Source organism: Ideonella sp. BN130291, assembly GCF_036231905.1.
Classification (GTDB): Bacteria; Pseudomonadota; Gammaproteobacteria; order Burkholderiales; family Burkholderiaceae_C; genus CAMLIZ01.
The window spans coordinates 100,045-113,187 of the sequence record NZ_JAZARE010000007.1 but is presented as its reverse complement, the minus strand read 5'-3'; the positions used below and the strand labels follow the sequence as shown (position 1 = coordinate 113,187).

Annotated in this window: 13 protein-coding genes; 6 read left to right on the top strand and 7 right to left on the bottom strand. The window is 69.8% G+C overall.

The window, feature by feature from the left end; translation table 11 throughout:
- The first annotated feature begins 67 nt into the window (after positions 1-67).
- On the top strand, positions 68-973 hold the full coding sequence (locus tag VPH43_RS16265; protein WP_328578775.1) for a c-type cytochrome: 906 nt from the start codon (positions 68-70) through the stop codon (positions 971-973).
- Positions 974-1,099: 126 nt separating this feature from the next.
- On the opposite strand, the gene VPH43_RS16260 is transcribed toward VPH43_RS16265, so the two are convergent.
- The 4 genes from VPH43_RS16260 to purU form a co-directional block, all read right to left on the bottom strand.
- Positions 1,100-1,630 (bottom strand): DUF2946 family protein, encoded by a 531-nt coding sequence (locus VPH43_RS16260; RefSeq protein ID WP_328578774.1) that lies wholly within the window; start codon positions 1,628-1,630, stop codon positions 1,100-1,102.
- A gap of 30 nt (positions 1,631-1,660) precedes the next feature.
- Complete coding sequence (locus VPH43_RS16255; protein ID WP_328578773.1) at positions 1,661-2,638, bottom strand: YheT family hydrolase; 978 nt, start codon at positions 2,636-2,638, stop codon at positions 1,661-1,663.
- A 50-nt stretch (positions 2,639-2,688) separates the two neighbouring features.
- Positions 2,689-3,144, bottom strand: a complete 456-nt coding sequence (locus tag VPH43_RS16250; protein WP_328578772.1) for a YybH family protein — start codon at positions 3,142-3,144, stop codon at positions 2,689-2,691.
- A gap of 144 nt (positions 3,145-3,288) precedes the next feature.
- The gene (purU, locus tag VPH43_RS16245) at positions 3,289-4,173 is read right to left on the bottom strand and encodes a formyltetrahydrofolate deformylase (RefSeq protein ID WP_328578771.1); all 885 of its coding nucleotides are present in this window, start codon (positions 4,171-4,173) and stop codon (positions 3,289-3,291) included.
- Between the two features lie 38 nt (positions 4,174-4,211).
- On the opposite strand from purU, the gene VPH43_RS16240 reads away from it, so the two are divergent.
- Entirely contained in the window at positions 4,212-4,829 is a 618-nt protein-coding gene (locus VPH43_RS16240) for a sigma-70 family RNA polymerase sigma factor (protein ID WP_328578770.1), read from the top strand.
- A 2-nt stretch (positions 4,830-4,831) separates the two neighbouring features.
- Positions 4,832-5,533, top strand: a complete 702-nt coding sequence (locus tag VPH43_RS16235) for an anti-sigma factor (protein ID WP_328578769.1) — start codon at positions 4,832-4,834, stop codon at positions 5,531-5,533.
- Between the two features lie 4 nt (positions 5,534-5,537).
- Here VPH43_RS16235 and VPH43_RS16230 read toward each other — a convergent pair whose 3' ends face one another.
- The 3 genes from VPH43_RS16230 to VPH43_RS16220 form a co-directional block, all read right to left on the bottom strand.
- The gene (locus tag VPH43_RS16230) at positions 5,538-6,986 is read right to left on the bottom strand and encodes a right-handed parallel beta-helix repeat-containing protein (protein ID WP_328578768.1); all 1,449 of its coding nucleotides are present in this window, start codon (positions 6,984-6,986) and stop codon (positions 5,538-5,540) included.
- Between the two features lie 102 nt (positions 6,987-7,088).
- Positions 7,089-7,769 (bottom strand): lysoplasmalogenase, encoded by a 681-nt coding sequence (locus tag VPH43_RS16225; protein WP_328578767.1) that lies wholly within the window; start codon positions 7,767-7,769, stop codon positions 7,089-7,091.
- A 29-nt stretch (positions 7,770-7,798) separates the two neighbouring features.
- Positions 7,799-9,865, bottom strand: coding sequence for an ATP-dependent helicase (locus VPH43_RS16220; protein WP_328578766.1), 2,067 nt, complete (start codon positions 9,863-9,865; stop codon positions 7,799-7,801).
- Positions 9,866-10,063: 198 nt separating this feature from the next.
- Here VPH43_RS16220 and VPH43_RS16215 point away from each other — a divergent pair, with 198 nt between their 5' ends.
- The 3 genes from VPH43_RS16215 to VPH43_RS16205 all read left to right on the top strand — a co-directional run bounded on the left by VPH43_RS16215 (position 10,064) and on the right by VPH43_RS16205 (position 13,131).
- The gene (locus VPH43_RS16215; protein ID WP_328578765.1) at positions 10,064-11,581 is read left to right on the top strand and encodes an alkaline phosphatase D family protein; all 1,518 of its coding nucleotides are present in this window, start codon (positions 10,064-10,066) and stop codon (positions 11,579-11,581) included.
- A 46-nt stretch (positions 11,582-11,627) separates the two neighbouring features.
- Positions 11,628-12,596 carry an AEC family transporter gene (locus VPH43_RS16210; RefSeq protein ID WP_328578764.1) on the top strand — a complete coding sequence of 323 codons (969 nt, stop codon included), beginning with the start codon at positions 11,628-11,630 and terminating at the stop codon, positions 12,594-12,596.
- A 61-nt stretch (positions 12,597-12,657) separates the two neighbouring features.
- Positions 12,658-13,131, top strand: a complete 474-nt coding sequence (locus VPH43_RS16205) for a GFA family protein (RefSeq protein WP_328578763.1) — start codon at positions 12,658-12,660, stop codon at positions 13,129-13,131.
- The last annotated feature ends 12 nt before the right edge of the window (positions 13,132-13,143 follow it).

The following is a 13,143-nucleotide window of genomic DNA, read 5'->3' as shown; positions in this document are numbered from 1 at the left end:
GTTATAATCCCGCGGTTTTGCATGTCTGAAAGCGCCTGCGAAGCGCCGGCCCGTCATCGAGGACCCCATGAGCGACTCTCACCACCACGACGCCCCGCATGAGGGCCCGATCAAGACGCCCAAGCAGCTGATCCTGGCCGTTTTCTTCGCGTTCGTCGTGCCGATCGTCGGCATCCTGCTGCTGGTGAGCTACGTGGCGTCCGACCACAAGCCGGCGGCCGGCAGCGACGGCCTGTCCGCTGAAGCGGTCGCGCGCCGCATCCAGCCGGTGGGCACGGTGGAAGTCAAGGACGTCAACGACGTCAGCACCATGAAGAGCGGCGAGCAGGTGTTCACCGCCCAGTGCGCCGCCTGCCATTCGACCGGTGCGGCCGGTGCACCGAAGTTCGGCGACGCGGCGGCCTGGGGCCCGCGCATCGGCCAGGGCTTCAATGCCTTGCTGAAATCGGCCCTGCATGGCAAGGGCAACATGGGCCCGCAGGGCGGCGGTGACTTCAGCGACCTGGAAATCGCGCGTGCCGTGGCCTACATGGCCAACAAGGGCGGTGCCAAGTTCGACGAGCCGAAGGCGCCCGCACCTGCAGGCGACAAGGTGACGGCGGAGGCCACCGCGGCAGCTGCCTCGGCCACGGGCGCCGGCGCCGCCCAGCAGGTGGCGGCCGCGCTTGCCAGCACCACCACCCCCGCCAAGACCGAAGCCACCGCCCCCACTGGCGCCGCCGCCACGGCCGGTGGCGCCGTCCCGGCGCTGTACACCCAGACTTGCCAGGTCTGCCACGCGGCCGGCGTGGCAGGTGCGCCGAAGGTGGGTGACAAGGCCGCCTGGGCCGCGCGCATCGGCCAGGGCATCGACGGCCTGACCGCCAGCGCCATCAAGGGCAAGGGCGCGATGCCGCCCAAGGGGGGTGCCGCGAGCGCGTCGGACGCCGACATCAAGGCCGTGGTCAGCTACATGGTCAACGCGTCGAAGTAAACGCGCGAAAGTTCACGTTGCAAGGGCCGGCCTGCGAGAGCAGCCGGCCCTTGTTGCATCTGCAGGAGCGGGGGCTGCGTATGGGCTGGCATGAGCAGCTTCAGCCCGCCCCCTTGCCCACGGCGTTCATCCGCCGTGGCCGTCGCGCTGCGGGCTGAGCCGGTAGCCGAAGCGCGCCGGCAATCCGGCGAACAGCAGCTCCTGCGGCGCCGGCCAGCCACCCGCTTCGAGCACCTGCGCGGCGTCGTGCATGTCCTGGGTGTGCACCAGGCCGATCCCGCGCTCGGTGGCCGCAAACAGGCGGCCGTATTCGTCCAGCCAGGTGCTGCTCACCTGCGCCGGCAGGCCGGTGTGGGTGTGCACCCGGCCCTCCAGCACACGCAGCACCCAGGGCGCAGCTTCGAGCTCCACATAGACGCGCTGCGGGCCGTTCTGGAAGAACCAGGCGCCGGCCTCGTCGTGTTCATAGTTGCGGTGGATGAACTCGCGCAGCTTGTCGTGCAGGATGCGGCTGCCCTTGACCTGCGGGAACGGCCCGGCGGCCTGGATGCGGTCGTCGCGCATGTACCAGTCGCCGCGTGCGTCGAGCGCCAGCCAGCCCACGCAATGCGGCACATTGGGCCACTTCTTCAGTGCCGCCTTGACGATGTCGTCCATGGCGCCCACTGTAGCGCCGCACGTCAAGCGTCAACGCGACAGAGGCCCTTCCGGCTTCATCCAGGCCATGACGGCTTCGGGCAGGGTGAGCACATGGCCGGGCGGCCGGCCCTGTGGAAAGCCCACATGCCCGCCGTGCCGCGGCTGCCACAGCGTCACATGCTGGCTCACCTCCTGCACACGCGGCAGGCTTCTGGCGGGCACGAAGGGATCGTTGAGCGCGTTCAGCACCAGCGCGGGGATCTGCACCTCGTGCAGGCGCGGCTTGGCCGAGGCGCGGGCGTAGTAGTCGTCCGCATCCTTGAAGCCGTGCAGCGGTGCGGTGAACACATCGTCGAACTCGCGCAGGTCGCGCGCCGCGCGCAGGCGCTCGGCATCGAACAGGCCGGGATGCTGCTTCAGCTTGGCGAGCGCACGCGGTTTCATGGTGCGCAGGAACATGCGGGTGTAGACCTGCCGGCCGAAGCCGCTGCCGATGGCCCGGCCGGCCGCGGCCAGGTCGATCGGCGAGCAGATCGCCGCCACGGCGCGCGCGGTGGTGGCCGCACTGGCGCCCGACTCCTCGGCCCAGCGCAGCAGCGCATTGCCGCCCAGCGACACGCCCACCGCATGCACCGGCTGGCCATGCCGCTCGCGCAGGCGTTGCAGCAGCCAGCCGACCTCCTCGAAGTCCCCCGAGTGATAGGCCCGCGGCCCGAGGTTCAGCTCGCCGGAGCAGCCGCGGAAGTGCGGCACGGCGTAGTGCCAGCCATGGTCGCGAGCCCAGTGCGCAAAGGCCTCCGCATAGTGGCTGCGCGAGGAACCTTCCAGCCCATGGAACAGCACCAGCATCGGCTTGCCGGGCTGGCCGGCCTGGAAATCGACGTCCACGAAGTCGCCATCGGGGGCGGTCCAGCGCTCGCGCACATAACGTGGCGCCGGGCCCGCGTAGCGCCGTGAGAACAGCGCCGGCCAGATCGTCTGCAGGTGGCCGCCCAGCAGCCAGTGGGGCGCGCGGTAGTCGTTCATCGCCGTCTCTGTGGCCCCGGCGCGCCGCGCGGCCCGCCAGGCCGTTTGCGTCAGTGCAGCACCGAGGGAATCTCTCCCAGCTCGGGCAATTCACGATCCGTGCCAGGGCTGGCATGGTGGGCGACCAGGCGCCAGCCCTGGTCGCCCTTGAGGTAGACGTTGGTGACGATCACCCACGCCGTCTGCGTGCCTTCGTCGGTGACCACGTCCACCCGCACGAGCAGGTGGTGCACCGCCGCGGTGGGGTGCTGCAGGCGGCGCACCTTTTCCAGGCGCACGGGGATGCCGCCGTTGGCGAACACCGCCTCGAAGCTCGCGCGGATGGCGCGCGGGCCCACCACGCGCGGGCCGCCGGGCAGCACGCACACGATGTCGTCGTCGTCCGACCACACCGCCATCAGCTTGGTGATGTCGGCGCTTTGCAGCGCCTCGTAGAACTGGGTCTCGATGTCGTCGGGCGAGGCCATCAGGGCGGCGGTCTGGGCTTTGGGGCGCGGTGCGGTCATGGGAACAGCGGGCGGCGGATGAATGCCATGCGGAGTGAAGGCAACGGTCCAAAGCCCAGCGGACACCGCGGAACCGGCTTTGCCGGGCCGCTGGTGTCGCCCCCTGGAGGGGGAGCGCCGAAGGCGTTGCGGGGGTGGGTCATGTCACTTGAAGACGACGCACTTGTGGCCGTTCATCAGCACGCGGTGCTCCACATGCCAACGCACCGCGCGCGCCAGCACCATGCATTCGATGTCGCGCCCCACGGCGGTGAAGTCCTCGGCGCTGTGGCTGTGGTCCACCCGCTCCACGTCCTGCTCGATGATGGGGCCTTCGTCGAGGTCGGCGGTCACGTAGTGGGCGGTCGCGCCGATCAGCTTCACGCCGCGTGCATGGGCTTGGTAGTACGGCTTGGCGCCCTTGAAGCTGGGCAGGAAGCTGTGGTGGATGTTGATCGCCCGGCCCTTCAGGCGCTCGCAGAACTCCGGGCTGAGGATCTGCATGTAGCGCGCCAGCACCACGAGGTCGATGCGCTCGCGCTCGATCAGCGCCTCCACCTGCTGCTCCTGCGCGCGCTTGGCGGCGGCGTCCTTGCCGTTCTTCAAGGGCAGGTGGTGGAACGGAATGTCGTAGCTCGCGGCCAGCGGCGCGAAGTCCGGATGGTTGGACACGATGGCGGGGATGTCCACCGCCAGCTGGCCGCTGCGCCAGCGGAACAGCAGGTCGTTCAGGCAGTGGCCATGCTGGCTCACCATCAGCAGCACCCGCGGCCGCACGGCGGTGGCATGGAAACGTGCGTCCATGCGATGCTGCTGGCGCGCGTGGGCGAACAAGGTGTCCAGCGTGGCCACGTCGGCCAGGTGCGGCGGCGCCTGGAAATGCACCCGCATGAAAAACAGGCCGGTGGCGTCCTCGCCGGTCAGGTCGCCGTACTGCTGCGAATCGATGATGTTGCAGCCGGCCTGGTAGAGCAGGCCCGACACCGTGTAGACGATGCCCTTGGCGTCGGGACACGAGAGCGTGAGGATGAATTCTTGTGGACGCAACATCTTGCCGCCGATTGTAGGGAAGCCCCATCATGCGAACGATGAAGATCGCCCTTGACCAATGGCCCGAGCGCAGCCGCGAGCTGGGCACCCTGCTGTCGCGCACCGGGCTCGGTGACCGGGGCGCCTTTGCCGAGCTCTACGAGCGCACCAGCGGCCACTTGTTCGCGGTGGTGCTGCGCATCCAGCGCGACCGGGCGCTGGCCGAGGAGCTGCTGCAGGAGATCTACGTCAACGTCTGGAAGGCCGCCAGCGGCTTCGACGCGGCGCAGAGCCAGCCGCTCACCTGGCTGACCAGCATCGCGCGCAACCGGGCGATCGACAGCCTGCGCCGCGCCGGCACGCAGCCGCAGCTGGTGAGCGCGTCACGCGACGATGACGACGACCGGCCCGACGACACCGAAGCGCTGGCCGACGTCGCGCCCGGCCCGCTGGACCTGCTCAGCCGCGCCAGCGACGCCCGCCAGATCACCCAGTGCATGGAAGGCCTCACGCCGCAGCAGCGCCAGAGCGTGGCACTGGCCTTCTTCGACGGCCTGAGCCATGCCGAAGTGGCCGAGCACCTGCGCCAGCCGCTGGGCACGGTGAAATCCTGGGTGCGGCGCGCCCTGATGACGCTCAAGACCTGCCTAGAGCGCACCGTGATGCAGGAGGTCTGAGCATGGACTACAGCAAACCCTCCCTCGCCGACGCGCTGGCCGCGCAGTACGTGGCCGGCACCCTGCGCGGGCGTGCCAAGCGCCGCTTTGAAACCCTGCTCGCGGCCCACCCGGCGCTGCGCTCGGCAGTGCGCTCCTGGCAGGACCGGCTGATGCCGCTCACCGGCGTGATCGCGACCGAGAACCCGCCGCCGGGCGTCTGGTATGCGATCGAACAACGCTTGTGGCCGCAAACCGCGCCCGCGCCGGCGGCGTGGTGGCAGCGCCTGGGGCTGTGGCGTGCGCTGGCCGGCTTCACCAGCGCGGTGGCCCTTGGCCTGGCGATGCTGCTGGCCAGCCCGCCGCCGGCGCAGGCGCCCATCGTCATCGTGCTGCAGGGCACCGGCCAGGGCCCGCTGGCCAGCGGCACCTTCGTGGCCAGCCTGAGCGCGGACGGCCGCGCCCTCACCACCCGGCCGGTGCAGCCGGTGGCGCTGCAGGCGGACCGGGCGCTCGAGCTGTGGGCCGTGCCGCCGGAAGGTGCACCGCGTTCGCTGGGCGTGATCTCGGCCAACGGCACCACGATCGTGCAGCGCAAGCTGCTGCCGCAATCGCTGCTCAAGGGCGACACCGCAGCGCTGGCGGTCACCGTCGAGCCGCCGGGCGGGTCGCCCACCGGCAAGGCCACCGGCCCGATCGTCTACGTGGGCAAGCTGCAGCTGTGACGCCTCAGGGCGCGTACGGGAAATCGCTCGGCAGGCCGTTGAGCTGGTTGCCGGTGAAGCGGTTGGTGGCCGGCGTGAACACGTGGGTGGGTTCCTGGCGGATGGCCACCAGCGTCTTCTTCGTCGGTGTGACGAAGGTGTTGCGGTCCAGCGTCACATGGGCCGAGGTGCCGGTGTTGAAGTCCAGCGCATAGGATCCGTTGGCCCCGGTGCCGCAGTCGTCGAAGCGGTTGCCCTGGAACTGAAGGTACTCCACGGTGAACACCCGCATGGCGATGCCGCCCACGCTGCCGCAGCGCAGGAAGACGTTGTTCAGCAGCAGCACCTCGCGGCAGGCCAGGTGCGCGTCCTTGAAGCCGACGTAGGAACCCTGTTCGTCGCTGAACTGGTTGCCCTCGATCACCGCCCCGCAGACGGCCGTCAGGCTGAATCCGCGCCCCGCGCCCTGCACCACGTTGCCGCTCACCACGAAGTTGTGCGGCGGCGTGCTCGCCGACACGTCGGCTGCCGGCCGGTGCACGAACGAGAACGCCGGCCCCTTGCAGCTGTCGATGTAGTTGTTGGCGATGTGGAAGTTGCTCGGCGCCTCGGTGTACTGGTGGTCGGCCAACACCACGCTGACCACGCCCACGAAGCCGCCGATGCGCGCGAAGCTGTTGCTGGCCACCGAGATGTTGCGCGCGATGTGGAAGGCCTGCTCGTTGGGCTCCACGTCGATCGCGCCGGGCATGTCGATCCGGCTGCAGTCATGGAACCAGTTGCGCTGGATCACGACCCCGTCGCCGTCGATCACCGACACGCCATTGCGGTTGTCGCCGTTGATGCCGTCGAACTCGCACTCGAGGATGAGCACGTTTTCGTTGTGGCGGGCGCTGCCGTCGGCATTGCTGCGGCCGCCGAGGTAGATGCCGTCGCCGCGGAAGCCCCGCAGCAGGCAACGCTGGATCTTCAGGTTTCGCGCGCCGTTGATGGCCACCAGGTGGGTGTGCTCGCGGAACTTCTTGGTGGTCACCTCGCCCAGCAGCTGCAGGTCCTGGATGGTGATGTCGTCGAGGAAGCTGGTGGCCGAGGCCGATTCGCCGGCCAGCATGTGGGCGTCGCTGCTCTGGCTGAGCACGGAGCTCCAGCCGCTGCCGCGCAGGATGCTGCGGCTGCGCAGCTTCAGCGTGCGCACCCGGTAGGTGCCTGGGGGCAGGTACACCTCCTGCGATGCATCGATGGCGGCCTGGATCGCCGCGGTGTCGTCGGTGACGCCGTCGCCCTTGGCGTAGTAGGGCGCGCCGCGCACGTTGACGTAGTCGTCCGACAGCGCCGCATCCATCGGCTGGGCGGTGCCGTCCTCGCCTGGGGCTGGCGATCCCCCGCCGCCGCAGCCGGCCACCAGCGGCGCCAGGGCGCCCAGCGCACCCCAAGCCCAGGCGCGTTCCAGAAGTCGTCGTCGATGCCGGTCCATGGGCCTCCCCGTCAGCGCGGCCACACCATCGGCCGCGGCCGCGATTGTGGGAGGCCGCAAGGCCGGCGCGGCCGGTGCAGGGGTGACGAGGGGGTGACCGGCTCAGCGCCGCAAGGACGACACGATGCACCACTGCGCCAGCCAGTAGGTGGACAGGATCAGCAGCGGCGCGGCCGGCAGGCCACCGTGGAAGCGGTCGGTCGCCAGCAGGGCGTCGGAGGCCATGAACAGCACGCCTCCGAGCGCGGCCGTTCGAAGCCGCCCGGCGTCGGCATCATCGAGGTGGGCACGCCAGCGGGCCGCCGCCTGCGCGGCCATGCTGGCCAGGCACACCACATAGGCCAGCACCGGGATGCGCAGGTCCGCGGGAACGCCGCGCCACAGCATGGAGAGGATCGCCGCGGCCACCAGCGCGTACGCCACGAAGGGCAATGGACGGGCTGCGAACCGTGTGTCGCGCGTGAACGCCACGATGTAGGCCAGGTGCGCCAGCAGGAAGGACACCAGGCCGGGCAGGAAACCTTGCTGCGGCCACAGCAGCGCCACGTCACCCACCAGCGACAGCACCAGGCCGGCGCGCACCCAGCGCCGCACCTGCGGTGTGTCCGCTCCGCGTGGCCAGGCATACACGATCACCAGCAGCGTGGTCAGCGGCTTGAACACATAGGCGAGCCACGGCAGGTGCAGGGTGCCGGCGAGGATGGTGAAGGCCGCGCTCGCGACGGTGGCAGCCGCCAGCCAGCGCTGGTTGGGCGAGGAGGCGGGCAGCGTGTCGGTCGTCATGGCGCGCATTCTGCGCGCCGGGTGGCGCTTCAGCGCTCGGTGCTTGCCGGGGTGGCGGCGGCCTTGGCGGCCAGCTCGGCGCGCAGGCGCTTGAGCCGTTCCTTCGGATCTTCCTTGGTGCTGGCCTCGTGCAGCTTCATCTCGTTGATGAAGCGGCTGGGGATGCCCACCACCGTGTCGCGGCCCTTCTTGCGCCGGCGCAAGGTGCTCACGGCCAAGGTGGTGCGTGCGCGCGTGATGCCCACGTACATCAGGCGGCGCTCCTCCTCCAGGCGGGCGGGCGTCATGTCCTCGTCCTCGCTGCGGAACGGCAGCAGCCCTTCGTTCACGCCGGCCAGGAACACATGCGGCCACTCCAGGCCCTTGGACGCGTGCAAGGTGCTCAAGGTGACCACGTCCTGCTCGTCGCCGCGTTCGGCCAGGCTGATGATGACGCTGATGGTCTGGGCCACCTGCAGCACGCTCTGCCGCTCGGTCTCGAAGGTGCCGCCTTCCTGCGTGATCTCGCCGCCGCAGCGCTTGGCGATCCAGTCGACGAAATCGAGCACGTTGCTCCAGCGCGAGGCGGCGAGCTTCTCGCTGTCCTCGCCGTCGTGCAGGTGCTGCTCGTAGCCGATGTCCTTCAGCCATTCCATCAGCAGCGCTTTCGCATCCTCCGCGCCCTGGGTGTGGCGGGCGCGGTGCTCCAGGTCGTTCACGTAGCGGCCGAACTCGTGCAGCGAATCGATGGCCCGGCCCTTGAGCACCGTGCCCAGGCTGTGCGCGAACAGCGCCTCGTACAGGCTCACCTTGGACTTGCCGGCGAACTCACCCAGGGCGCCCAGCGTCTGGTGGCCGATGCCGCGTTTGGGGGTCGTCACCGCGCGCAGGAAGGCGGGGTCGTCGTCCTGGTTCACCAGCAGGCGCAGCCAGGCGCACAGGTCCTTGATCTCCGCGCGGTCGAAGAAGCTCTGCCCGCCCGACACCTTGTAGGGGATCTGCGCGCGCCGCAGCGCCTGCTCGAACACCCGCGCCTGGTGGTTGGCGCGGTAGAGGACGGCGAAGTCCTTGAAGCTGCACTGGCCGCCCTGCGAACGCTGGCTCTGGATGCGCGCCACCGCCCGCTCGGCTTCATGCTCCTCGCCGTCGCATTCCACCAGCCGCACCGGCTCGCCGTCGCCGAACTCGCTCCACAGCTTCTTCTCGAAGATCTTGGGGTTGCCCGCGATCACGTTGTTGGCCGCGCGCAGGATGCTGCCGGTGGAGCGGTAGTTCTGCTCCAGCGGAATGACCTTCAGGTTTGGAAACTCCTGCGGCAGGCGCTTCAAGTTGTCGATGGTGGCGCCGCGCCAGCCGTAGATGCTCTGGTCGTCGTCGCCCACCGCGGTGAACAGGCCCCGGCGGGCCGGATGCGGATGCTCCACCAGCGCCTTCAGCAGCTCGTACTGCACCGCGTTGGTGTCCTGGTATTCGTCCACCAGCACATAGCGCAGGGTGTCCTGCCACTTGGCGCGCGCTTCCGCGTCGGTGGTCAGCAGCTTCAGCGGCAGGCTGATCAGGTCGTCGAAGTCCACCGCCTGGTAGGCGGTGAGCCGCTCTTCATACAAGCGCATCACGCGCGCGATCTGCTGCTCCTCCGCATCCTTGGCCGCAGAGATCGCGCCATCGCTGTTCAGGCCCTGGTTCTTCCACAGGCTGATGGTCCATTGCCAGCGCCGCGCGGTGGCGTTGTCGGTGCTGCCGCCGGCGTCCTTCAGCACGCCCAGCACGTCGTCCGAGTCCAGGATGGAGAACTGCTCCTTCAGGCCCAGCCGTGCGCCATCGGTGCGCAGGATCTTCACGCCCAGCGAGTGGAAGGTGCTGATCACCAGGTGTTTGGCGGCCTTGGGGCCCACCAGCTGCTTGGCGCGCTCGCGCATTTCCGCCGAGGCCTTGTTGGTGAAGGTGATGGCCGCGATCTGCCCGGGCTCGTAGCCCGCCTGCAGCAGGCGGCCGATCTTGTGCGTGATGACACGCGTCTTGCCGGAGCCGGCGCCGGCCAGCACCAGGCAGGGCCCGCCGAGGTAATGCACCGCTTCGAGCTGGGCAGGATTGAGGGAGGCGGGAGCGTCGGCCATGGGGGCGGTACAGCGGGGAGGCCGCGCATCATAGCCACCAGGGTGGCGCCGGCGGGATCGGGGAATTGGCGCGGCCGTGATAGGCGGCACGAAGCCCTCGGCCGGGCGTGAATGCGCCCGGCTGCGTTTCGAACCTGTCACACCGGCGCACCTCGGTGATGCACACTGCTGCGGCACGACGAACTTCCGCATCCGGTCATGACGCACGACTCCGCCCGCCGCCGCCTGCTGCAGATCGCCCTGGCGGCCGGCATGGCGCCCGCGCTGTCGCGCCACGCAGGGGCCGCGGACACCGAGCGCTTCACCCTCGGCATCGCCTCCGGCCACCCGCGGCCCGATGGCATGGTGCTGTGGACGCGGCTCACCGGCGACGACCTGCCCGAGCGCGTGGACGTGCGCTGGGAAGTGGCCGAGGACGACGCCTTCCGCAAAGTCGTCGCCAGCGGGCAGGAGGTGGCTGAAGGCCACTGGGCGCACAGCGTGCACGCCGAGCCCGCGGGCCTGCAGCCGGCGCGCTGGTACTGGTATCGGTTCCAGGCGCTGGGCCAGCGCAGCACCACCGGCCGCACCCGCACTGCGCCCGCACCGGATGCGGCGGCGTCGTTGCAGTTCGCCATCGCCAGCTGCCAGCGCTGGGACCACGGCCACTATGCGGCCTGGCGCCACATGGCCGACGAGCAGCTCGACCTGGTGCTTTTCCTCGGCGACTACATCTACGAATACCCGTACGTCCCGGGCCGGGTGCGGTCCCACACCGGCGGCTACACCACCACGCTGTCGCAATACCGCGACCGCTATGCGCAATACAAGAGCGACCCCGCGCTGCAGGCCATGCACGCGGCGGCCCCCTGGCTGCTGGTGTGGGACGACCACGAGGTGGAGAACGACCACGCCGGCCTGCTGGGCGAGGTGCTGGAGCAGGACTTCGTGCGCCGCCGCGCCGCGGCCTACCAGGCCTATTGGGAGCACCTGCCGTTTCCGAAAGCCTGGCGCCCACGCGGCCCCGACATGCGCATCCATGCGCGCTGGGACTGGGGCACGCTCGCACGCATCCACACCCTGGACGACCGCCAGTACCGCGACCCGCAGGTATGCCCCAAGCCCGGCCGCGGCGGCAGCAACACGGTGGCGCTGAAGAACTGCCCCGCGCTGCTGGACCCGAAACGCACGCTGCTTGGCGAGCCGCAGGAGCGCTGGCTGGCCGAAGGCTGGGACCTGCAGCGGCGCTGGAACCTGCTGGCCCAGCAGACGCTGATGGCGCGCTTCAGCTGGAAGGACCCGGCTGCCGAGCCCACCTACTGGACCGACGGCTGGGACGGTTATGCGCCCGCGCGCAACCGGCTGCTGGGCACCGTGCGTGACAAGAAGGTGCCCAATGTCGTTGTGCTGGGCGGTGACGTGCACAGCAACTACGTGGCCGACCTGAAGGCCGACTTCGACGACGACAAGTCGTCCATCGTCGCGGCGGAGTTCTGCGGCACTTCGATCAGCAGCAACTCGATGGCACAAAGCCGCGTGGACGCGGCGCTGCCCTTCAACCCGCACGTCCACTATGGCCGCAGCGACCAGCGAGGTTATGTGCGTTTTGCGCTCGACGAGCAGCAGCTGAAGGCGCGGCTGCGGGTGGTGGACGATGTGCTGGATGCGGCGAGCGGGGTCCGCACTGCGGCGGAGTTTGTGGTGGAAGCGGGGCATCCGGGCGTGCAAGCCGCTTGAGGCTGCACTTCCGCACAGCAAGCCACTGAGATACTTGCCGCCTGCCATGCAGGCCATCCTCGCCGTCACCGTTCCGTTCTTCGCACTCGTGCTCGCGGGCTACCTGGCGGCATGGCGCCGCGTCCTTCCCGAAGCGGCGATTCCGGGGCTGAACGCCTTCGTGCTGTATTTCGCACTGCCCTGCCTGCTGTTCCGCTTCGGCATGAACACGCCGGTGCTGCAGCTGCTGAATCCGGTGGTGCTGGGCGTGTACCTGGCCTGCGCGCTGGCGGTGGTGGCCTTCACCGTGGCGGTCACCTGGCGCGGTGCCCTCACCCTCAAGGACGCGGCTTTTGGTGCCCTCGTGGCGGCCTTCCCCAACACCGGCTTCATGGGCGTGCCGCTGCTGGCCGCGCTGCTGGGTGCGGCGGCGGCCGGCCCGGTGATCTGCACCGTGCTGGCCGACCTGTTCATCACCAGCTCGCTGTGCATCGCGCTGGCCGAAGCGCACGGGGCGGCTCATCACGGCGCGCGCACGGCCATCGTGAAGGCGCTGCGAGGCGCCTTCAGCAACCCGCTGCCGTGGGCGATCGCCCTGGGCGCACTGAGCTCGGCCACCGGCATCAAGCCGTTCGGCCCGCTGGACATGATCGTCAAGATGCTGGCCGATTCGGCCACGCCGGTGGCGCTGTTCACCATCGGCGCGGTGCTGTGGCGTGCCGGCCAGCATGCGCACAGCCGCACGCCGGCGTCACAGTTCGTGCCCGTGGCGCTGATCAAGCTGTTCGTGCACCCGGCGCTGGTGGGCACCTTGGGCGCGGCCGCCCGCGCGCTGGGTGCGCCGCTGTCCAGTTTCGAGCTCACGGTGCTCACCCTGGCGGCGGCCTTGCCCAGCGCCAGCAACGTGTCGCTGCTCGCCGAACGGTATGGCGCCGACAACGGCCGGGTGGCCCGCATCATCCTCACCTCGACCACCTTGGCGTTCGCCACCTTCAGCGCGCTGGCCTGGGCCTTCGGCGCGGGGCGCGGCGGCTGACCCCCATGCGGGCGAGCCGGCGCTGCAGAATGGCCGGCTCGCATCACCGGGAGCCAACACGATGACGACCCATCTCCAGGGCAGCTGCCACTGCGGCGCCGTGCGCTTCGACGTGCAGGCCATGTCGCCCAGCCCGTTCATGCGTTGCTACTGCTCCATCTGCCGCAAGACGGCCGGCAGCGGCGGTTACGCGATCAACCTCGGCGCGGACTTCCGCACGCTCAAGGTGGAAGGCCGCGAGCACCTGTCGGTCTATCGCGCCCACATGCCCGATGGCACCACCAGCAGCGGCCAGCGCCACTTCTGCAAGCACTGCGGCAGCGCGTTGTGGCTGTACGACCCCACCTGGCCGGACCTCGTGCACCCGCATGCCTCGGCGATCGACACACCGTTGCCGGCCCCACCCGAGCGCACCCACATGATGCTGGGCTCGCGCGCCCACTGGGCCGAGCCCGAGCTGCGGCCCGGCGACAAGCAGTTCGACGAATACCCGGACGAGTCGCTTGCGCAATGGCATGAGCGACACGATCTCTAGCGCCGGCCCCGC